Consider the following 19,423-nt stretch of genomic DNA (forward strand, 5'->3'; position numbering starts at 1 on the left):
TTTCCTCACAGTTCTGCATGCAAAACTCCAATATCCGGTTCCACCCACAACCCCATATCAGACTCATCTCCGTTCCTTTTTTTCGTAACTTTAAATCTGTTTTCTTCATCAAAATAGCCTTCTTCCACCTTGATATAGCTGATATTTCTGGCTGCAATCTGCTTATAGGAAACAAGAATGTCCGACATTTCTTCCAAAGAAGTCTTTTTTATCAGTACCAGTTTATATCCGCCTCCCGCAAGATAGAAACTTCCATTTCCCTCATAAATGATGAGACCTTTGGCAATCTGTGAAATATATTCCTCTTCATTGTGGCTGGGATCCAGATGAATATAAGCCTCATCGCTAATACAATTTAAATAGTAGACTCTGCCATAATAGTCACCAAAATCAATAAATTGAGAATCCATTCCCTCATACTGAGCGACTGCATAGATTCGCCCTGTTCCATGATACTTTTCAATTAATGGTTTCATGGCTAGCAGAACAGATATCGTATCTTTATAATCCAGACATTCCTCTTTTATAATCCCCTTTCCGTCAAAAATACTGTCTATAGCAAAACAATGAACCGATGACAACTCATGCTTTTCGATCATCCGCAAAAGATGTCTGCCATTATTCCCATTCGCCTTCGATTCCGGAATATACAACAAATTATCGGCCCGCTTATAAATCGAACAAATTTCATTGTAGATTTCATAAGACTCAAAATAAACATCTGGAGCAATACAGTCAATATGGGGTGCAAATGCCTTCCACAAATCGAGCACAAGGGAAGTTCCACCTCCCGACGGATAATCAATACCGGCAATCCGGTTTGAAGTCTCTCTCACCCATACATTCACATACATCGGAATATCATAGATACTTTTTCCTCTTTCCGCGATTCTCTCAATGTATTTGCATACGTAATAGGCCGAAAATATCTCCGGAGCGTGAAATCCAAACGTCATCTGCCAGTTTTTCCATTCTTCACAGTTATGTTCTGACACGCAGTCATATACTGAACCCTCTCTCAAAGTCCTGATCCACTGAAACAACTCTTCAGGAATCAGAGATTCAAAGACTTGATTTGCAGTCTCGGAATAATCCCTGGGGGTCCCCAAATGTCCTGGTTCATTTTCAACTTGAAGAGCAAGGACAGTTCCATTTGCATTTTTCTCTCTCACGTGCCGTACAAATCTCTCAAATGCCTCCGCATCTTTTTCCATATTTTTCTTACACAGCGGAGACAGAATCGCTGTATCCATTCCACTCTTATTTTTGCAGACCCTGTATGTTTCTTTCTCTCTTTTCATCCATTGCGGTATATAGTGAGATGCCCCATTTTTCCACGACCCAAACCATAAAAGTATTACTTTCAGCTTTCTGGCTTCTGCCTCCTCCAGAATCATGTCTATCTGTTCAAAACAGTATTCATTCTTTCTGGGCTCCAGGAGTTCCCAGTACACTGGTGCGGCGATTGTATTCATTCCCATTACCTCAATTCCCTTAAACGCCTGCCGCATTGCCTCTGCATGATAGGTACTTGAATTATTTGTCTGCCCTCCTATAGAGAAAAAAGGAGCTCCATTTACTTGAAACAGGCTCTTCATCACATGTTCACTTCCTCTCTGATTTGAATAAGCTTATTTTACAATGCTGTCTGCATATTGCCTAGTATTCCGCTCTATCATGCGGTATTTTCATGCTAAAATGCTATATTTTACGCTGAAATACTATGTTTACCCGCTTTCACTCTCAGTTTTGTGCAAAGCCTTCTTTGCTTTAGCGCGCAAAAACACAGTCCCCTGTTTCACTGATATGCAGCAAAAAACAGGATATTAATCTGCTTGGCAATCTTCCCTGTTTTAGGCTATAATGTTTCTCAGTAATGTTATTCATAGCAGCTTAATTTTACCACAAAAAGAACGCCTCTAGGTTACATACCTGTAAGCGTTCTTTTTTATGTGACTTTGGTCACAGTCCCTTCATTCTGTCTTCTGACCAAAATCCACTACATATTAAGCTTTCTCTACACCAGAAACAGTTTACTATGCAGAAATATATTACGATTTTCCGCTTAGTCCCTCCGCCTCTGCCTTGCCCAGCAAATAAAGGAATGCAAGAGCCGACACTCTCAAAATGGGAACCACTGTTTCATGTCTTGTAATTCCCACAACATCCAACTCAGCAATAAAGATATTAGTTTTGCCTTTTAAGGAGGCTTTACTGCCCACATTTTTTATTATTTCTGAATAAATTCTTCAATAAACTTAGAGGCCACAGCTCCATCTGAAGCGGCTGTAACGATCTGGCGCAGCGGTTTTGTTCTCACATCGCCAACCGCAAATACCCCCGGTACGTTCGTCCTGGTCGTCTCGTCCGCGATGATATATCCCTGTTCATTTCTCTCCACCTGTCCTTCAAAAACTGCGGTGTCAGGCACTCGTCCAATCGCTACGAAGACGCCGTCGCAGGCGATCTCCCTCTCTTCCCCCGTCTTCACATCGGCCAGGCGGACTCCCGTCACCTTCTTCTCGTGGAAAATCTCTTCAATACGACTATTCCACAAAAACTCGACCGGGCTGTCCTTCAGCGCATTCTGGTATACCATGGAGGCACGCAGTGCGTCTCTCCGGTGAACGAGATATACTTTCTTACAGATCTTTGCCAGGAATAACGCATCCTCCGCCGCGCTGTTGCCGCCGCCGGATACCACGACAGTCTTGTCCTTATACCGCATTCCGTCGCATACCGCGCAGTATGCCACTCCCCGGCCGCGCAGCTTCTTCTCTTCCGGCAGTCCCAGTTCTCTCGGTGAAGCGCCGGTGGCGATCACCACCGTCTTTGTGAGAAGCTCACCGCCTGTAGTCGTGATCTTCTTCGGCTCGGCCTGAAGATCCACACGGATCACCTCGTCAAAAGAAGTCTCCGCACCGAAACGGTCGGCGCCCTTTTTCATCTTATCTCCCAGCTCGAAGCCGTCGATTCCGTCTTCAAATCCGGGATAATTATCTACCTGACCGGTAGTCGCCATCTGACCGCCCGGCGACAGCTTTTCCAGCACCAGGACCGACATGCCGCTTCTTGCGCAGTAAAGTGCCGCACTATAGCCGCCAGGACCTCCGCCAATGATGACAACGTCATATATTTTATCGTTCATATCGTATTCTCCTCTTGCGAACAGTTATTGTTTCGTTTTAAACCGCGCCGTTCTCTTTCAGCCAGTCCTCAATCTCTGTCATGGAACCCGGGTTGATGAGAGGCTCGCTCGCCTTACCGCCCTGATATACGATCAGTGTCGGGATCGTCTCGATCTCGTGCTTCTCCTCCAGTTCCGGACTCTCATCGATATCAACCTTGCCCACCAGAAGCTTTCCTTCATACTGTGCCGCCAGACGGTCCACCACAGGTCCCAGTCTGCGGCAGTAACCGCACCACGGCGCCCAGAAATCCAGAACCACCGGTTTTTCTGCCTGAAGTACCTCTTTGTCAAAATTATCTTTATTAATTGTCATGATATCCATCGTTGCTGCTCCTTTCCCTCTGCTGTAACTACTGTTATTTTCTCAGATACAGTTCATACTGTAATTATATTAGTTACAGTATGAACTGTCAAGGGGTTTTTCGTAATTTATTGATTATAATATATTTTTTATTAGACGATCAATTATAAAAAGCCGATCACCCAGACCGGCTTTTATCTGCTGTATTTAAACAGCGCTATATCATCCTTTTATTCCTGATGTCATAATCCCACTCACATAATATTTCTGAAAGAACAGGAAGAGCACTACTACAGGAAGTAAGATCAATGTTGTTGCACTTAATAAATACCCCCAGTTTGTTGTAAACTCTGTTGAAAAATTGCTGAGGGCCAACTGTACCGTCTTCATGCTGTCGCTGTTTGTCAATATCAGTGGCCACGTATACTGATTCCAAGTAGTAACCACTTTTAAAAGTGCCAATGTAACCAATGTTGGCTTACTGAGTGGCAGATAGATGTTCCAGAAAATTCGAAATTTTGAACACCCATCTAAAACAGCCGCCTCGTCCAGTGCACTCGGAAAAGATAAAAATGCCTGGCGGCAGAAAAAAACGCCAAACGGATGTGCTATAAACGGAAGGATCAGACCCCAGTAAGTATTTAAGAGTCCTGTTCCCTCCTGGCCAAGCCAGTTATTTCCCCCTGCAAACGGGAAAGCACGCAGCCGCAAAAAGACCGGTATCATAATAACCTGTTCAGGTATCAGCATCGCAACAAGAGAAAAAGCAAACAGGAAATCCCGCATTGGAAAATGGAGTCTGGAAAAAGCATAAGCTGCCATAGAATTCAGTATAATGCTTAAAGCCACTGTAACTGCGGTTATGAACAGGCTATTTTCAAAGTAGCGCAGCCAGTTTCCGGTCTTCATCGCGCCAGTGTAATTAGATAGTGTAAAGTGCAGCGGCAATAGATTAGAGCCTGCCTGCTGAAATTCAGCAGCACTTTTAAAAGATGTCATCAACATAACAAAAAATGGGTAAAGAAATATAATGGACAACATAATAATCAACAGCGTAAGTCCTATTTTCAGACGTTGTTTTCTCCATTGAAGGGTACATGTCTGCAGCATAAGCAAGTCTCCTTATTTAATAGTAGGTGTTCGCCGGATATCCAGCCGGCGAAATCACCATATAGCTTCACCTACAAATCCATATCTTCCGCTTTCGAATGCCTGAAACTAAGCAGAATTGGTATTAGAATAATTAAAATCAGTATTACTGACTGAGCAGAGGCATATCCCATCTTATATTGTGTAAAGGCACGGATATATATCTGATGAACAATTGTCGTGGTAGAATTAAGCGGTCCCCCATTCGTCATTACCTGAACCTGCTCAAACATATTGAAACTGTTTATCATTCCCGTCACGAACAGAAAAAATGTTGTTGGAGTTAGCAGAGGTAGTGTGATATGGAAAAACGTCTGTATTTTTCCCGCTCCATCTAAGCTTGCAGCCTCATAATACGTTTCTGATATACTTTGCAGTCCCGATAGGTTAATTAGCATATTATAGCCACAGCCCTTCCATACACTCATTATGATAATGGCCGGCATCGCAAGCCCCGGATCGGTCAGCCAGTGTTTCCCCTCCATGCCAAACAACCTTAAAAAATGATTAATATAACCTTTATCCGCATCAAAAAGCCATATCCAGATAATTGAAACACTCACCATTGACGCGATATACGGAAGAAAAAAGGCAGCACGAGCATAGGATGTCCTTACGATTCGGGAATTTAACATGACTGCAAACAAAAGCCCCAAAACCATAGTTAATCCCAAATTAAAAATCACATATACCAGAGTATTCTTAACTGCTATTGCAAAATAGCTGTCCTTCATCAGTGCAAAATAATTACTCAGTCCGACCATCTTTCTAGCTGAAAACAGGTCATAATCGGTAAAACTATTAAAAAACGTCTCAAAGATTGGTACCAGGTAAATAAATAGAAATATCAGATAAAAAGGAAGGATCATCCAATATCCCAGATAATCAATATGTCCTGTATGCCTTTTTCCTCTTTGCATTTATCATGGCCTCCCTGTTCTATAAAAAGCAACAGTCTATTTAAGATTATAATCCTGCTTAATTCTGTCTACAGCATCATCCAATGCTTCCTGTACCGTCTTCTGTCCATAAAGCGCTTCCTGCTGTGCATCCCGAAGAGCAATTCCATTATATGAGGAAGCCCACTCCTTCTTTGGATAGCATTCTCCCACTGAAACCGCCTTTACCATTGCTGGATGCATAAATTCGTCCATGTTTTCAAATTCCTTCTGTAATCCCTTACGCACAGGAACCACATCAGCCGTTTCCATCTTCGCACGCATGCGTTCTTCCGACATGCTATATTTGATAAAATCCCACGCTTCATCTTTATATTTTGTGCCAGCGCTTATGGCATACAGACGATAACCACTCCATGTAATATCCGTTCCTCCTGCCTTGGGAATATATGCCGCTACCCCTATCTTTTCCTTCATAGAAGGGTCATTGGTAAGCATAGTTGAGATGGTCTCTGTCGTTACATAGCCCATAGCAGCAGTTCCTGCAATAAATGGAACCGGTTCATTCGCACCAGGTGCAGGAGTATGAAGCTTGGAATATGGTGCAATATCCAGGATATACTGGAGTGCCTCTACCCCTCCTTTGTCATTAAATGCAGGTACTCCCGTAGTGTCATCATACAAATGGCTGCCAGCCTGGCGTGCCAGCACAGTAAACAGCATCGGAGCCTGATTTGAGGTGACATCAACACTAAAACCGCCCCGAACTACATTATCTCCGTCCTTTATTGTCAATAATTTAGCGTACTCCATCATCTCTTCCCAGTCTTTTGGAGGACTTTCCGGATCGAGGCCAGCTTCTTTAAAATAATCTTTTCTCCAGAAGAACAAATACGTACTTGGAGAAAAAAGTACCCCATATGTCTTGCCTTCCATATATCCTGCATCCAGATAATCAGCAACCTCGCCCTTATCTTCCCATTGAGCAATATAATCATCCAACGGTTCATGCTGGTTTAAGTTGACACGTAAAGCTATTTCACCTGTATCGATAATATCCGGCGCCGTCCCTCCTGCGAATGCTGCATTATATTTGGTAATGAAATCGGCATATGGTATAAACTCAACCGTAACATTTGAGAGTCCGTCCTGCTTCTGATTATACAAGTCCACGTCCTCAGACAATACTTTGCTGATATTCTCGTTTTCACTCCCCCTGATCCAGAAAACGAGTTCTTTTTTTTCTGTCTTCTGAGCTTCACTTGCTGCTCCTTCTTTTTTTTCAGTCGGCATGTCAGAGCATCCTGCCATAACAGAAACGGCTACAGCCGCTGCAAGTATAAATGCCATATATTTTTTAATCATCATTTTAAATCCTTCTCCTTTTAAATACTGTTTATGGGATCAGTGTAAGCTTATGTGTCCGGAAGCTATACAGATCCACGGTAAACTTCTTTCCCTCATCCTTACCTTTAAACCGCCCTGAAGTACATGTAAATTCCAGTCTTGGTTTCCCAGTAATCGGATTTACTTCCTGAATTAATACCATTCCCTGAACCATTTCACCAGAAAGCGGATCTGAAATATCTGCAAAGCCATCAATTGTCGTCCGGCGTCTCCCATTTTCATCAAAGGTCCCCCCGCCAAAATTGACCAGATAATTTCCATTTTCCAACAATTCCGCATTACTCACATAGGAACTATATCCCCTGTTTCCTACCTCTTCTTTCCCATATTCATACACTTTTGTCACAGTCATTTCATCTAGATTCACGCGATATCGTACCACTCTGCTGTAATTTTCCTCAGCAGTCAGCGCATGTTCTCTAATTCTGGAACGATAATTGCCATTATCCAACACCAGAAATTCTGCAATACCTTTGGTAGCATTCGGAATCTCCACCACTGCATGCTGGCCCCATGGCCAGAATTCTTTATTCGCATTTTCTATGTCATTGGGATCAGAAAGATCATATAGCGGATTTTTTGATTCATCCACAGGAGTGAGAAGAAATTCTTCGAACTCTCCTGACCAATCCTCATGACTGGCCAGAATAAACGCAAGTTCCGCGGTGTCTTTGTCAATTCCAAATATGCCCTGATGACGTCCTGATGAAATAAGAAGATTATTTACCGTGTCCCAATACGATTGATTAATATGTATCCAGTCCTTTACGGGAACAGTTTTTGGAATCGGCGGCCTTTTCGTATCCAGAATCTCCCTGATATCGTAATAGGCAAGTTCGATCCCTGTTTTATAATCAATGATCGAGAGCCCATCTTCCCGGCTTTCTCCCGTATATTCAGATGGAAGTAATATATTTCCGTCCGGCAATTGCAGTACAGAATGATGGCACTGGTTATCCAGCACGAAAACTTTATAAACTCTTCCCACCATATCAAACTCATAAAGAAGTTTTCCTTCATCAAATTCCGGTGCGGCGGACAGAAAATGGCCATTTGACAGACGTTCGAAATTCCAGGCCGGGATATCATCTGTGGTATACCATCTGACCATACCCCGATCATCTGCTCCCGTATTATATCTGGCTGCAAATGCCGTAAAATATAGTTCTGACAGAGTCTCCGGGATATCGTCTGCGGATACTGTCACTTCGTAAATTGGAAATCCAACAAATCTTGCATCTTTAGGATAAACCGCAATCTCCCTGTCAGTGGGTGGTAGTGGGGCAGTCTCTATACTGAATACTTCTTTATACTTATTTTTATTATTGCCTGATACAGACACCTCAATTCTGTTCACAGAACCTGGTACCATTCCAAGTATCGGAATTAAATTTGCTCCCTTAACAGTATTCCAGATATAGCATGCAGGTATTGACTTCCCTATATTATCTGTTATATAAATTTGTATTTTCTCCTCTGATTCCGACCAGATTCCTAAATACCCCGACAATGGTGCCGTACCGTAAGGATTCAACCAGACAGTTCCCTGTGAACTTCGTGGAATATCCTCGATAAGCTTATTATAAATTTCAGTATGTCTCTTCACAGTCTCGTGATTAAGATCAATCCCCTGCTTTGCAGAGCGACGCGGATCTATTGATATCTGTTTCATTTCTGTTCCTCTCCTTTTCCCCTATAAAATTTATACTGCCGTTGTTTCCCCCTGTACAAACTGCACCGGAATTTTATACGTTCCCGTCACCTCGCTTCCCTCCACCCTTCTAAGCAGAATATCCACTGCCGTTTTTGCTATGATTTCTGTTTGCTGCCGTATTGTCGTTAACGTTGGCGTAACCATTTTAGCAATATCATTTCCATCGTATCCGACAATTTTCATCTGTTTCGGCACTGCATATTCTCGCTGAACCGCTGTTTTTAATACAGCACACGCAATATTATCTGCACAAAACACTCCATCCACTTTTGGATAAGTGTCGAACAGCGTATTAGAGACCTTTATATAATCATCAAAATCAAACGTATTCAGTGGAATATTTATTTCTTCGCAGCGGATTCCTGCCTCACCGAGTCTCGTTTTAAATGCAATATGACGTTCATCTGAAGGTTTTGGTATTGATGTATCACACACCACCTGCACAACCGTTTTGCATTGACAACGAAGCAGTTCTTCCGCTGCCAGAATTCCCCCCTGATAATGATTAGACGATACAACAGGAATATCTGCTCCAAGGTTTCTGTCTATCGAAACCAAAGGAAGATGAAGCTGCTGATATGCCTCGCTTTCCTGTGTATGGCTGGCAATAATTATCCCATCTACCTTATTGCACTGCAGCATATCGATATAATCCTGTTCCAGTGTCTTTTGCTGTTTTGTATTGCACAGCAGCAGCCTGTAACCTGCTTCACACAAATTCCTTTCAATATGCTTTACCTCTGAACCATAAAAATTGTGACTGACATCTGGAACTATAACACCAATAATATGGGATTTTTGCTTAAATAGATTTCTGGCAATCTGACTCGGATGATAATCCAATTCATGGATTGCTTCCATTACCTTTTCCCTTGTTTTTTCTGATATTGCTCCCCTGTTATTCATGACACGTGAAACGGTAGTTACAGATACACCTGCACGTTCCGCCACATCTTCGATTTTTACTGTCATTCAGCAGGTACCTCCTTATTTTTTATCAGCCAGACCTTTAAAGAATCCAATTTCAGTCCATCTGTTTCCGCTTTCAATACCATTCTGATCCTTTGGGGTGTATTCGGAAGATGCGTTGTATAACAAAACTCTCCATCCTGCAAAAAATATTCCCACAGAAAATGGTCACATAAGCTTCGAATATCCAATATTCCATTCTCATATTGGAATGTTGCCTTCTCTACAGTAATTTTTCCATTTGAAACTGCAATTTCCTGTAACAGGCGGTCACTGCAGTCCTCCATAAAAAGAAGCCGAAAACGCAGCTTATCAGCATGATCACAATGAAGATGCATCTCAAAGGCAGCCGGAATTAACCATTCCATAGAATCCGCTTTTATACTCGCCTCTATGTAATCACAGGATCGTCCTATCATACCTGTCATTGGTTTCTGTAATAACTTTCCCTCCTCTGATATCGTAATTCTACGCGGAGTACACAGGCACCCATTCCAGTTCTCAAATTTCACCAGGTTGGGTGAGAACCATCCCGGTGCCCAGGAAAGCAACGCAAACTCTCCTTTTTTCGTCTCAATCGGCTGAGTTGCATATGCCACTGAACCATAATCGATAAGACCTTCCCTCCGTACCATTAAGCTGCATTTTTCTGGTATAAAATCGCAAAGATAATATTTTACATTACCATATGGAGAGAAAATCAGAAGAATTTCCTTTCCCATAACAAACAAACGCGGACATTCAAAGTAATATACGTTTTCCCTTGGTTTCGAAAGCAGAATCCCACGATATTTCCATTGAATCAGATCTTCTCCTTTTGCTTGATACAGCAACAGCAACGCCTCACTTTTTGTAGCTGCTGCAACGACCAGATAATACTCACCGTTATATTGAAAGGCGTAAGGATCTCTCCAGCTTTGCTCAATCTCCGGATCATCCGGCATGGCTAACACTGGTCTTTCCAGCCGTTCCCAGCTAATCAGTCCATCTCTTGATATTGCCATACACTGATCATATTTTTCTTTTTTGTAGCGGACAGATGTAAAAAATAATGCATGTGTTCCGTCTGTCCGCTCAATCACACTGCCTGAAATTGGCTTTATTTCATTGTTATCTCTGTCAGGCCGCAGCGCAAATGGAAGAGGCTCCCACTTTACAAGATCACGGGAACGAATATGTGCCCAAAAACGGTTAGGCTTTTCTTCTCCCTTCAGTATCTCTCCATCTGGCATAATTGCTGCTGAAAATCCATCTGCAGAAAACGGATCCTGCAAATAGAACAGATGATACCAGCCATCATGACATATCCCGCCATTTGGATCGTTCATCCACTGAGAAGGCGGACAATAATGGTAAACCGGACGATTCCAATCCTTTTCTGCCTGTCCCTGCGCCTGTTTTAACGCTTTCCACGCCTCCTGATCCGTACACTTACTGCTGGCTATAATCGGATAAGACATAATAATTTTCTCCTACCTTAGTTAATATGATTAATCAGATATTAAGCGGAATATTTCTTGCACAGCGCTGTTCTGCCGACTCCATCTCTGGAAATGCTTTATGCGGCTCTTTTTGATACCAGTATGCAACGCTGGAATACTCGTTGGCCTGTCCATTTCCATGGCCATGTTCAATTGTCACGCGAACAGATTTTTTAAAATGAACCGGATCTTCAATATGCCATCGATACGTTGTACTCTTTCCATAATATTCATATGGATCGCTTAAAAGCGTGATTCCATGGTAAGGGCCCGCATATTCATCACTTGGATATCCCCATGCAGCGCAAAAATAGTCTTCTGTTCCAGTGCCATGTAATGAGGGCGGCCAAATTTCGTCATCGATAAAAATCATGTCATCCCCCTCACCAGCCCATGTGTAATCCTGATTGCTGGCGTCAATATTATCGATACTCAAAACACAGCCGATGTAATGGCCTCGTCCGCTTGCATCAAGAATTATATAATTCTCTTTTCCATCAAGATTCTTTCCTGGAAGGTCTCCCACAGCTGGCTTACTGCTGCTCTTCGGATACTCCACCTTCTTACAGGGATTTTCATGACGGAACTGCGCATGAAAATACCCGTAATTATCAGGCAGTTCTTCATCATATAGCTCGTAGTCTACCATGAAAAATAAGTTATCAATATCCGCGTCCGCTTCATTGACTATTTTTATCTTTGCACCTGATTGAAACGGCATTGGAAAGTAACAGTTAAATGCTGCACAGACCGTCCCCTTTGGTCCCCTTCTGTTTTTTGCAAATACCATGTTCATTGGCAATGATGTATAATGCTTACAGTAACCATGACCAACGCCGAAAAAATCTCCCAATGGAACCTGTACACTGGGAGTTTCTTCATCATCCCAGTACATCTCAAGTAATATTTTTCTTAAAAAGTATTTGTCGCCGCACATTGCTGTCAACCATATGTGCTTAATACAGCCAGTCCCCTGAATATCGACAATTTTAGCAGTATCCCCCTTCTTTAGAAACCAGTAGTCTTTGTTCCCCCCCGTTACATCATAGCTGGGCTGCCGCTTTGATATAGCATCACGCAAAATTGGAAGTCCTCCTAATGGGCTCGATGGTGTCCATAAATCTTTCATATCCTTCTCCATTCTGCCATCGGCGTCGATGGCTTTTTAAAATTGTCAACCGGTTGTCATTTCTTTGATATCATCATTATATCTCGTTCCTATGATTTTGTCAACCGGTTGTCAATAACACTTTGCACAATATTTTCAATCAACATTTAGTGAATATCACGTAAATAATGTAATTCTATTCATAGCTTTATTCTTTCATCGTTCTCTTGCCCCCTCACTCTCCGCTTGCTATAATTATGATATCCAATTTCTGAATAACATCATCGAATCAGCACACACTGATAAATTGAAAGGAGCCTTCATCCATCATCGGCAAAGCTGTCTCACGGATGGAACAGGGCAGAAAGGCGGTATCCATGTCAGTCGGCAAGTCCACACTGCTCATAGACGTTCTTTTTCAGGAATGTCAGAGACAGTACCTGGAAGCCATGTCATTACAGGGGATTCAGAAGCCGAAGGTGGAACGCATACAGGGCGTGTCGCCTGCGATTGTAATTTACCAGACAGACAGTAATAAAAATCCGCGCGCCACCGCCGGAACTGTGACGGATGTCTACACGTTCTGCGCATTTCCCTATTCTTCTCCGGCGTCTGTCCGAAAAGAATGGAGATGCCGGAATCCTGGAACTTCTTCAGGAGGTGGGGCTGGGCTACCTCCAGCTGGGGCAGTCTCTCACCACTCTGTCGGGCGGCGAGGGACAGCGGCTGGGGCATCGATCTTGGTCCCGATGGCGGAGATTCCGGCGGACGCGTTATGTTTGAGGGAACACCGGAGGAGATGAGGCTGCGCGGGAAAAGCATTACGGCGAAGTATCTGCAACGGGATATCCCCCTCCGTAACGATTATCGGTAATGAATTTCTTTACCGATGTTGTATTGCATGCTCCTGTTCGTTATAATGGTTCATGAACTTTAACGAAAGGAGTCTGAAATATGGAAGGACATCAGGTATCGATTGATTCAACAAAATGTATTGGCTGCGGTGTTTGCGCGAAAGTATGCGCTGCACATAATATTATCATCAATTATAAAAAAGCAAAAACATTATCCGATCACTGCCTCATGTGCGGACAATGCAGCGCAGTCTGTCCAAAGGAAGCCATTTCCATCACCAATTATTCTGTGGAACAGATCGTAAAAAAGGAAGAGAACCGTCTGAATCCGGACGATGTGTTAAATGTTATCCGTTTCCGCCGGACCATCCGGCAATTTAAGCAGGAAGAAATTCCCAGTGAAGTAATCAGCCAGATTTTGGAAGCGGGCAGACTTACGCATACAGCGAAGAATATGCAGGATGTATCCTTTATCGTGCTAGATCGTGAAAAAAATCGTATCGAGCAAATGGCGGTCAGCCTCTTTCGGAAGTTAAAGCCATTAGCAGATTTGTTCAGTCCCATGGCAAGAAATAATAAGATTGATGATAACTTCTTCTTTTTCAACGCGCCTGTTGTCATTGTTATTTTGGCAAAAGAAAAAACAAACGGTATTCTCGCAGCACAGAATATGGAATTTGTCGCGGAGGCTAATGGTCTCGGCGTACTATTCAGCGGATTTTTCACAACGGCGGTTAATGCTTCGCACAAAATAAAAAAGGCGCTGAACATACCAAAAGGAAAACGAGCCGCCATGACCCTGGTAATGGGTTACTCGGCCGTTAAATTTCTCCGTTCTGCACCGCGTGAAAAATTAGACGTCAGCTATCGATAAGGAGGCCGGTAATGGCAAAAGAATGTGATGAGAACCTGTTAGAAATCGTTCATGGCTTTCAGAAATGCAGAAACGCATTTACCGCCATTGGCGATGAAACAAGACAGCTGATCCTGCTGGTGCTGTTGGAAAGCGATCTGTCCGGAATCCGAGTCGGTGAAATTGCAGAGAAAGCACATCTTACAAGACCCTCCGTATCCCACCATCTGCAAATATTAAAGGAATCCGGGATTGTTGCAATGCGGAAAGAGGGGACAAAGAACTACTACTATTTAAGTGTAGACGGAACGCAATGGAAAGAGATTGCTGATTTGATCAACCTCATTTATGCGAGCATACGTCATATCAGTTCGCAGCTATAAAAAACAAGGCGAAAGGTGATTACTATGATCTTATATTTTTCAGGGACAGGAAACAGCGAATACACTGCAAAGAGAATTGGCAGAGAGCTCCGGGACGAGGTCCTCAATTTGTTTGAAAGAATCCGAAACCACGATTATTCAGAAATACACTCAGACAGCCCGTGGGTGGTCGTCGTCCCTACTTATGCATGGCGGATTCCGCGCATCGTACAGGAATGGCTGGAAAACGCGGCGCTGACCGGGAACAGGGACATTTATTTTGTGATGACCTGCGGCGGCAGTATCGGGAATGCAGGCAGATACTTAGAAAAGCTTTGTGCTGCGCGGAAGTTTCACTATCTGGGATGTGCCCAGATCAAGATGCCGGAAAACTACATTGCGATGTTTTCCACACCGACACAGAAGGAAGCACTGGACATCATCCAGCGGTCTGAAGCTGTGATTGACAAAACCGCTCTTACGATAAAGAGAGGCGAGCCCATTCCACAGCCTGCCTTGACCGCTCAGGATAAGATAAACAGCGGTATTATAAATGATATTTTTTATCCTGCGTTTGTTCATGCAAAGAAGTTTTCCGCTGCCGACACATGTATATCCTGCGGAAAATGCATAAAAGTCTGCCCGCTGAACAACATCCGGCTCGAAGCAGGAAAACCGGTATGGGGTAAGAACTGTACACACTGTATGGCCTGTATCTGCCGCTGTCCTGCCGAGGCCATAGAATATGGGAAACACAGTAAAGGAATGCCGCGGTACGTTTGTCCAAAGACGATGTAGACGGCACTCCCCTTCCTCTTACTCTATTGTCTCATCATTCTCGCCAAAGGTTTCCACGCGAAACACTACGGGACGTATTCCATCCGTACAGCAGACGATGGTCTGTCCGTCTTTCCGGTTCCACGGTTTATACGTCCCGCCTGCTGCTAAGCTTGTGACACTGTGGTAAATGTCAATCCACGCCCAGGGACAGAATCCCTCGGGCATCTGCGCGCCTCCCTCAAAGACAAAGCTGTCTCCCACGTTCAGCAGGGCACAGGGCCCTGCCTCCCTGCCTTCCGTTAAGTATTCATCGGCAAAATCCGGATAAAATTCTTTTCGAAGAACTGTTATTTTTACTCTTTTCATCTTACACCTCTGTCTGCTGTAATCGTAAATTCTCCGGGTACATCAGGATTGTCCCAGGCCGGATGTTCATCAAATCTCTTCAGGATAAACTTGTTGTTTATGACGGCGTTGATAATCTCGCTGACAGTGTATTTCCTGTAGCTGCATCGCGGCATCTTCTGTCTGACACTGTCTTCGTAAAAACGTGCGTGAGCCATCTCTCCCTCAAAAACAGCAGTCGAGAAGTAGCTCATAGATGGCTGTTCCAGATTCAGGATATCCGCAATCTTGGTAAATGGGTGAAAATCGCTGCAAATCATCGTTCCGCAGGAACCGCAGATATTGGCAATCTTTCTGCCTTCATACGTATCAAAATACGCAGAATACTTTTTCAGCATCGCGGCCGGATTCTCTCTGATTTTATCTGCCTTCTTACAAGGATGCCCCTCTTCCTTAAGCCAAAACTCGTAAGCGTTATATTCCCACGCACGTTTGTTTCCGGAGCTGTAATCCATCATAAATCCGCCTCCCTGTTCTGATTTTCTTTCACCTGCAATCCCATTTCTTCTATAATGATTTATATCATAGCAGATAACAGCCCATTTTACTACATCCCGATCATATCAAACGCGTGAACTTACTCATGTGTTATACACGAGCTTCCTTTTTCAGCCATCAACACTTTCTATTCTTTATTTCACTGCGTGGGCCGGCTGATAATCTTCCACAGACTGGATCACTTCCCGCTTGATCGTTCCCGAAAGGAAGAACGACATCTTCGCACACGCCGGGCCAATTAGCTCATAGAGCACGGAGGATGACAGGATGATGGTCAGGAGCAGACTTCCGATCTCTGCCGGAAGCATTCTCTGTCCAAGGAACGCAAGATCGATGGCAACGCCGGCCTGTGGAATCAGCGCCAGGCCGATATAGCGTTTCATGGTTACAGGCATTCCTGTCATGGAGCATCCGATGTAAGCACCCGCGTATTTTCCAACGATACGGATAAAGAAATAGCTGACTCCTATGATTCCTGCCGTCCGGAGCGCCGTCACATTTAAATTCATACCGGAAATGATAAAGAACATGGACATGACCGGCGGCGTAAAATGGTTCACCTGCTTAAACAGCTTCTTATCATTGGTCACGTTCATATATGTCGCACCGAATACCATGCAGGACAGAAGGGGAGAAAGCTGGAAAAATGCGCAGATGCCCGAGATCCCCAGCAGCATCGCCACCGCCAGAATCAGGCGGTTATCCTTGCTCCTGGCCGGTGTCAGCAGCTTCGACAGCACAACTCCGCATAAAAATCCGAGAACCAGTGCCATGAGATTCCAGAAGATGGGAACCATCACATCCGTAAATGAGATATGGCCGCTGGTTCTCGCATTGACCACCGCCACTACGGCACTGAATGTCAGAAGGCATACCACATCATCCAGAGCCACCACCTGCAGAAGGACATTGACAAAATCGCCTCTCGCATGGTACTGATGAATGGTCATCATCGTACTGGCCGGAGCGGTAGCCGTGGCAATGGCCCCCAGAATCAGCGCGAAGTTCCATGACATTCCGAATATCATTCTCATGCTGATCGTCACGAGAACACCGGCCGCCAGCGCCTCGAAGATCGTGATGATAATCACCTTGATCCCTGCTTCCTTAATAACTTCCTTCTTAAAAAATTTCCCAACGCCGAAGGCGATAAACGCCAGCGCGATATCACTCATAAAGCCCATATGTCCCAGAATATCCGACGGCACCATCTTTAAGCAGCACGGACCGATCAAAACTCCGGCTATGATATAGCCGCTGACGTTCGGCAGCTTCAGCCGTTTCGTAATTCTGGTGACAATAAACCCCGCGAACAGTATGATAGACAGCGAACAGAGTACCGCTGTAGATTCATCCATCTGACTGTATAAAAGTTCCATAAAAACATCCCCTTTTTCCCCATTATTGTTGATACTATATGATTTTTCTCCTTTCTATGGTACAATTATAGCAGTCATATGTATAATAGCAAATTATGGTATCTATTGTATCTATAAATTTTTATGATAGGGGTGTGATGTTCATGATGGATTCCAAACTGGAAACCCTGATTAAGGTTAATGAGACACGCAGTTTTACAAAGGCGGCCGAGCTGCTTTCCCTGACGCAGCCGGCGGTCAGCCAGCATATCCGGCAGTTGGAACAGGATCTGGGTGCAACGCTCTTCATTCGGGGGGAGGGCCCCCTGAAACTGACGCAGGAAGGGGAAATTGCGATAAAGTACGCCAAAAGAATCCAGACGCTCTACCAGAATCTGGAGCAGAGTCTGGGCGATCAGAAGCGTCACATCACCAGGCTGTCCGTCGGAATCACCCACACCTCAGAGAGCAATATCATGGTGGAGGTTCTGGCACGTTACAGCAGCCTGAACGCAGGCTGCCGCATAACTATTATTTCTGACACCATAAATAATCTTTATAATAAGTTGAAAACTTACGAACTGGACCTGGCAATTGTCGAGGGAAAGATCGTGGATAATAACTTTAATTCCGTCATGCTGGACACAGATTCCCTGATCCTGGCAGTATCCAACCACAATCCGCTCTCAAAGAAAAGCATTGTGACACTGGAAGAGCTGAAAAAACAGCGCCTGATTCTCCGCCTGCCTGATTCTGCCACCAGAAACTTATTTATCTCCCACCTGGAGAGCAATAACGTCTCTATCGATGAGTTAAATGTGACTCTGGAGGTGGATAACGTGGCCACGATCAAGGATTTGGTGCGAAGAGACTTCGGAGTGTCGATTCTGGCAAAGAGCGCATTTGCCTCGGAACTGCGGAAAGGAAAGATGACCGGACTGCCCATCGAGAACCTGAGCATGACGCGGGAGATCAATATGGTTTACCATAAGGATTTTGAGCATACGGATCTATTGCAGGAGATTACTAAGATCTACTATGAGTACTCCAGAAGTAAGTATACTTGAGATTGTGTTTTTTCCGGTGGGATCATTGAAAGTTACGCCGCCGCAGAGTTGAGCCGGGAAAGGGCGGGCCGGAAGCATGGGCGCTTTTTAGAGGTTGGCTGCTACTGCTGTTTGTTTACAATATAGATCCCGATACAGACCAGGACCAGTGCCCCTATAGCGGTCAGCCCGAAGGCCTGTTGTCCTTCGCCCAGGAACAGGGCTGAGAGGACCACTCCGAAGACCGGGTTCATGAAGCCGAAGACGGCGACTTTGGAGACTGGATTCAGTTTCAGCAGGATTCCCCAGAGGGAATACGCTACTGCCGAGACGGCAGCCAGGTAAAAAAGCATGGAAATGGAAGGAGCTGTCCACACACTCACGCTTCCGCCGGTGAGATATCCACAGAGAATCATGATAATTCCACCGAGCAGGAACTGCCAGCCGCTCAGCATAACCGGATTATCCTCCCGGGAATAGATTTTTATCAGGACGGAGGAGACCGCATAGGCGATGGTCGAAAGCAGGATGAAGCCTTCTCCGGTCAGGGACAGGCTCATGTCCAGTCCGCCTTGGTTGATGTTGATTAAAATGACACCGGCAAAGCCGGCGATGCAGCCGATGATCTTGTGTTTGTCCAGCTTTTCCTGGCGGAAAATAAGGCTGGCTATGAGAATGGCTACAAATACGTTGGAGGCCTCAATAATAGAGGCCTTCACCCCTGTCGTGTGGGCGAGGCCGACATAGAAAAAGAGATACTGGATGACGGTCTGGAACAGGGAAAGCTTAGCGATCCGGATCCAGGAGGTCTTCCGGGGGATTAGAGGACGGCGGTTCATCAGGCTGCCAAGGAAAATCGTCAGCACACCTGCAAGGGTAAAACGGCAGCCGGCAAACAATAGCTGGCTGGAGATGTCATTGCCGTCAATCTGAAATAATTGATATCCTATCTTTATACATGGAAAAGCGCTGCCCCACAGCGCGCAGCAAATCATCGCTGTGAGGCAGACGCCCATCGTAGTCGTTAGAAACGCACTTTTCCGGTTCAT

At 44.5% G+C, this 19,423-nt stretch carries 19 protein-coding genes; 5 read left to right on the forward strand and 14 right to left on the reverse strand.

Annotated features, from left to right (window positions below; all coding sequences use genetic code 11):
* Nucleotides 1–5: 5 nt before the first annotated feature.
* The 10 genes from H8S75_RS18220 to H8S75_RS18265 form a co-directional block, all read right to left on the reverse strand.
* The gene (locus H8S75_RS18220; RefSeq protein ID WP_243270332.1) at nt 6–1,598 is read right to left on the reverse strand and encodes a DUF5597 domain-containing protein; all 1,593 of its coding nucleotides are present in this window, start codon (nt 1,596–1,598) and stop codon (nt 6–8) included.
* A 632-nt stretch (nt 1,599–2,230) separates the two neighbouring features.
* On the reverse strand, nt 2,231–3,148 hold the full coding sequence (trxB, locus tag H8S75_RS18225; protein ID WP_187022862.1) for a thioredoxin-disulfide reductase: 918 nt from the start codon (nt 3,146–3,148) through the stop codon (nt 2,231–2,233).
* Nucleotides 3,149–3,185: 37 nt separating this feature from the next.
* Entirely contained in the window at nt 3,186–3,512 is a 327-nt protein-coding gene (locus H8S75_RS18230; protein WP_025530155.1) for a thioredoxin family protein, read from the reverse strand.
* A 201-nt stretch (nt 3,513–3,713) separates the two neighbouring features.
* Nucleotides 3,714–4,601: a carbohydrate ABC transporter permease gene (locus tag H8S75_RS18235; protein ID WP_187022863.1), complete on the reverse strand. Its 888-nt coding sequence runs from the start codon at nt 4,599–4,601 to the stop codon at nt 3,714–3,716.
* 71 nt (nt 4,602–4,672) lie between these two features.
* The gene (locus H8S75_RS18240) at nt 4,673–5,560 is read right to left on the reverse strand and encodes a carbohydrate ABC transporter permease (RefSeq protein ID WP_187022864.1); all 888 of its coding nucleotides are present in this window, start codon (nt 5,558–5,560) and stop codon (nt 4,673–4,675) included.
* 36 nt (nt 5,561–5,596) lie between these two features.
* Complete coding sequence (locus H8S75_RS18245; RefSeq protein ID WP_187022865.1) at nt 5,597–6,907, reverse strand: ABC transporter substrate-binding protein; 1,311 nt, start codon at nt 6,905–6,907, stop codon at nt 5,597–5,599.
* A gap of 28 nt (nt 6,908–6,935) precedes the next feature.
* Complete coding sequence (locus tag H8S75_RS18250; protein WP_187022866.1) at nt 6,936–8,618, reverse strand: aryl-sulfate sulfotransferase; 1,683 nt, start codon at nt 8,616–8,618, stop codon at nt 6,936–6,938.
* 30 nt (nt 8,619–8,648) lie between these two features.
* Nucleotides 8,649–9,632: a LacI family DNA-binding transcriptional regulator gene (locus H8S75_RS18255; protein WP_187022867.1), complete on the reverse strand. Its 984-nt coding sequence runs from the start codon at nt 9,630–9,632 to the stop codon at nt 8,649–8,651.
* Nucleotides 9,629–11,089, reverse strand: coding sequence for a glycoside hydrolase family 32 protein (locus tag H8S75_RS18260; protein WP_279288690.1), 1,461 nt, complete (start codon nt 11,087–11,089; stop codon nt 9,629–9,631). Before H8S75_RS18260 ends, H8S75_RS18255 begins: the two co-directional genes overlap by 4 nt.
* A gap of 34 nt (nt 11,090–11,123) precedes the next feature.
* Entirely contained in the window at nt 11,124–12,191 is a 1,068-nt protein-coding gene (locus H8S75_RS18265) for a glycoside hydrolase family 172 protein (protein ID WP_243270316.1), read from the reverse strand.
* Nucleotides 12,192–12,849: 658 nt separating this feature from the next.
* Here H8S75_RS18265 and H8S75_RS18270 point away from each other — a divergent pair.
* From H8S75_RS18270 to H8S75_RS18285, 4 genes are all read left to right on the forward strand, one after another.
* Complete coding sequence (locus H8S75_RS18270; protein WP_187022869.1) at nt 12,850–13,092, forward strand: hypothetical protein; 243 nt, start codon at nt 12,850–12,852, stop codon at nt 13,090–13,092.
* A gap of 80 nt (nt 13,093–13,172) precedes the next feature.
* Nucleotides 13,173–13,946 carry a nitroreductase family protein gene (locus tag H8S75_RS18275; protein ID WP_187022870.1) on the forward strand — a complete coding sequence of 258 codons (774 nt, stop codon included), beginning with the start codon at nt 13,173–13,175 and terminating at the stop codon, nt 13,944–13,946.
* Between the two features lie 11 nt (nt 13,947–13,957).
* On the forward strand, nt 13,958–14,308 hold the full coding sequence (locus H8S75_RS18280; RefSeq protein ID WP_187022871.1) for an ArsR/SmtB family transcription factor: 351 nt from the start codon (nt 13,958–13,960) through the stop codon (nt 14,306–14,308).
* A 24-nt stretch (nt 14,309–14,332) separates the two neighbouring features.
* Complete coding sequence (locus H8S75_RS18285) at nt 14,333–15,085, forward strand: EFR1 family ferrodoxin (protein ID WP_187022872.1); 753 nt, start codon at nt 14,333–14,335, stop codon at nt 15,083–15,085.
* An 18-nt stretch (nt 15,086–15,103) separates the two neighbouring features.
* Here H8S75_RS18285 and H8S75_RS18290 read toward each other — a convergent pair whose 3' ends face one another.
* The 3 genes from H8S75_RS18290 to H8S75_RS18300 all read right to left on the reverse strand — a co-directional run bounded on the left by H8S75_RS18290 (nt 15,104) and on the right by H8S75_RS18300 (nt 17,349).
* On the reverse strand, nt 15,104–15,433 hold the full coding sequence (locus tag H8S75_RS18290; protein ID WP_187022873.1) for a TIGR04076 family protein: 330 nt from the start codon (nt 15,431–15,433) through the stop codon (nt 15,104–15,106).
* Nucleotides 15,430–15,930 carry a hypothetical protein gene (locus H8S75_RS18295; protein WP_187022874.1) on the reverse strand — a complete coding sequence of 167 codons (501 nt, stop codon included), beginning with the start codon at nt 15,928–15,930 and terminating at the stop codon, nt 15,430–15,432. Before H8S75_RS18295 ends, H8S75_RS18290 begins: the two co-directional genes overlap by 4 nt.
* Nucleotides 15,931–16,104: 174 nt before the next feature.
* Nucleotides 16,105–17,349, reverse strand: coding sequence for a cation:proton antiporter (locus H8S75_RS18300; protein WP_187022875.1), 1,245 nt, complete (start codon nt 17,347–17,349; stop codon nt 16,105–16,107).
* Between the two features lie 143 nt (nt 17,350–17,492).
* On the opposite strand from H8S75_RS18300, the gene H8S75_RS18305 reads away from it, so the two are divergent.
* Nucleotides 17,493–18,395 (forward strand): LysR family transcriptional regulator, encoded by a 903-nt coding sequence (locus H8S75_RS18305; RefSeq protein WP_025530148.1) that lies wholly within the window; start codon nt 17,493–17,495, stop codon nt 18,393–18,395.
* 101 nt (nt 18,396–18,496) lie between these two features.
* Here the strand turns inward: H8S75_RS18305 and H8S75_RS18310 are convergent, their stop codons facing one another.
* Complete coding sequence (locus H8S75_RS18310; RefSeq protein WP_187022876.1) at nt 18,497–19,423, reverse strand: DMT family transporter; 927 nt, start codon at nt 19,421–19,423, stop codon at nt 18,497–18,499.

Origin of the sequence: Hungatella hominis, assembly GCF_014288005.1 — a bacterium.
Lineage (GTDB): Bacteria > Bacillota > Clostridia > Lachnospirales > Lachnospiraceae > Hungatella > Hungatella effluvii.

Excerpts from the sequence above, each read along its gene's own strand:
- H8S75_RS18220 (WP_243270332.1), bottom strand. The coding sequence starts at position 1,598 with ATGAAGAGCCTGTTTCAAGTAAATGGAGCTCCTTTTTTCTCTATAGGA.
- trxB (WP_187022862.1), bottom strand. The coding sequence starts at position 3,148 with ATGAACGATAAAATATATGACGTTGTCATCATTGGCGGAGGTCCTGGC.
- H8S75_RS18230 (WP_025530155.1), bottom strand. The coding sequence starts at position 3,512 with ATGGATATCATGACAATTAATAAAGATAATTTTGACAAAGAGGTACTT.
- H8S75_RS18235 (WP_187022863.1), bottom strand. The coding sequence starts at position 4,601 with ATGCTGCAGACATGTACCCTTCAATGGAGAAAACAACGTCTGAAAATA.
- H8S75_RS18240 (WP_187022864.1), bottom strand. The coding sequence starts at position 5,560 with ATGCAAAGAGGAAAAAGGCATACAGGACATATTGATTATCTGGGATAT.
- H8S75_RS18245 (WP_187022865.1), bottom strand. The coding sequence starts at position 6,907 with ATGATGATTAAAAAATATATGGCATTTATACTTGCAGCGGCTGTAGCC.
- H8S75_RS18250 (WP_187022866.1), bottom strand. The coding sequence starts at position 8,618 with ATGAAACAGATATCAATAGATCCGCGTCGCTCTGCAAAGCAGGGGATT.
- H8S75_RS18255 (WP_187022867.1), bottom strand. The coding sequence starts at position 9,632 with ATGACAGTAAAAATCGAAGATGTGGCGGAACGTGCAGGTGTATCTGTA.
- H8S75_RS18260 (WP_279288690.1), bottom strand. The coding sequence starts at position 11,089 with ATGTCTTATCCGATTATAGCCAGCAGTAAGTGTACGGATCAGGAGGCG.
- H8S75_RS18270 (WP_187022869.1), top strand. The coding sequence starts at position 12,850 with ATGCCGGAATCCTGGAACTTCTTCAGGAGGTGGGGCTGGGCTACCTCC.
- H8S75_RS18275 (WP_187022870.1), top strand. The coding sequence starts at position 13,173 with ATGGAAGGACATCAGGTATCGATTGATTCAACAAAATGTATTGGCTGC.
- H8S75_RS18280 (WP_187022871.1), top strand. The coding sequence starts at position 13,958 with ATGGCAAAAGAATGTGATGAGAACCTGTTAGAAATCGTTCATGGCTTT.
- H8S75_RS18285 (WP_187022872.1), top strand. The coding sequence starts at position 14,333 with ATGATCTTATATTTTTCAGGGACAGGAAACAGCGAATACACTGCAAAG.
- H8S75_RS18290 (WP_187022873.1), bottom strand. The coding sequence starts at position 15,433 with ATGAAAAGAGTAAAAATAACAGTTCTTCGAAAAGAATTTTATCCGGAT.
- H8S75_RS18295 (WP_187022874.1), bottom strand. The coding sequence starts at position 15,930 with ATGATGGATTACAGCTCCGGAAACAAACGTGCGTGGGAATATAACGCT.
- H8S75_RS18300 (WP_187022875.1), bottom strand. The coding sequence starts at position 17,349 with ATGGAACTTTTATACAGTCAGATGGATGAATCTACAGCGGTACTCTGT.
- H8S75_RS18305 (WP_025530148.1), top strand. The coding sequence starts at position 17,493 with ATGATGGATTCCAAACTGGAAACCCTGATTAAGGTTAATGAGACACGC.
- H8S75_RS18310 (WP_187022876.1), bottom strand. The coding sequence starts at position 19,423 with ATGAACCGGAAAAGTGCGTTTCTAACGACTACGATGGGCGTCTGCCTC.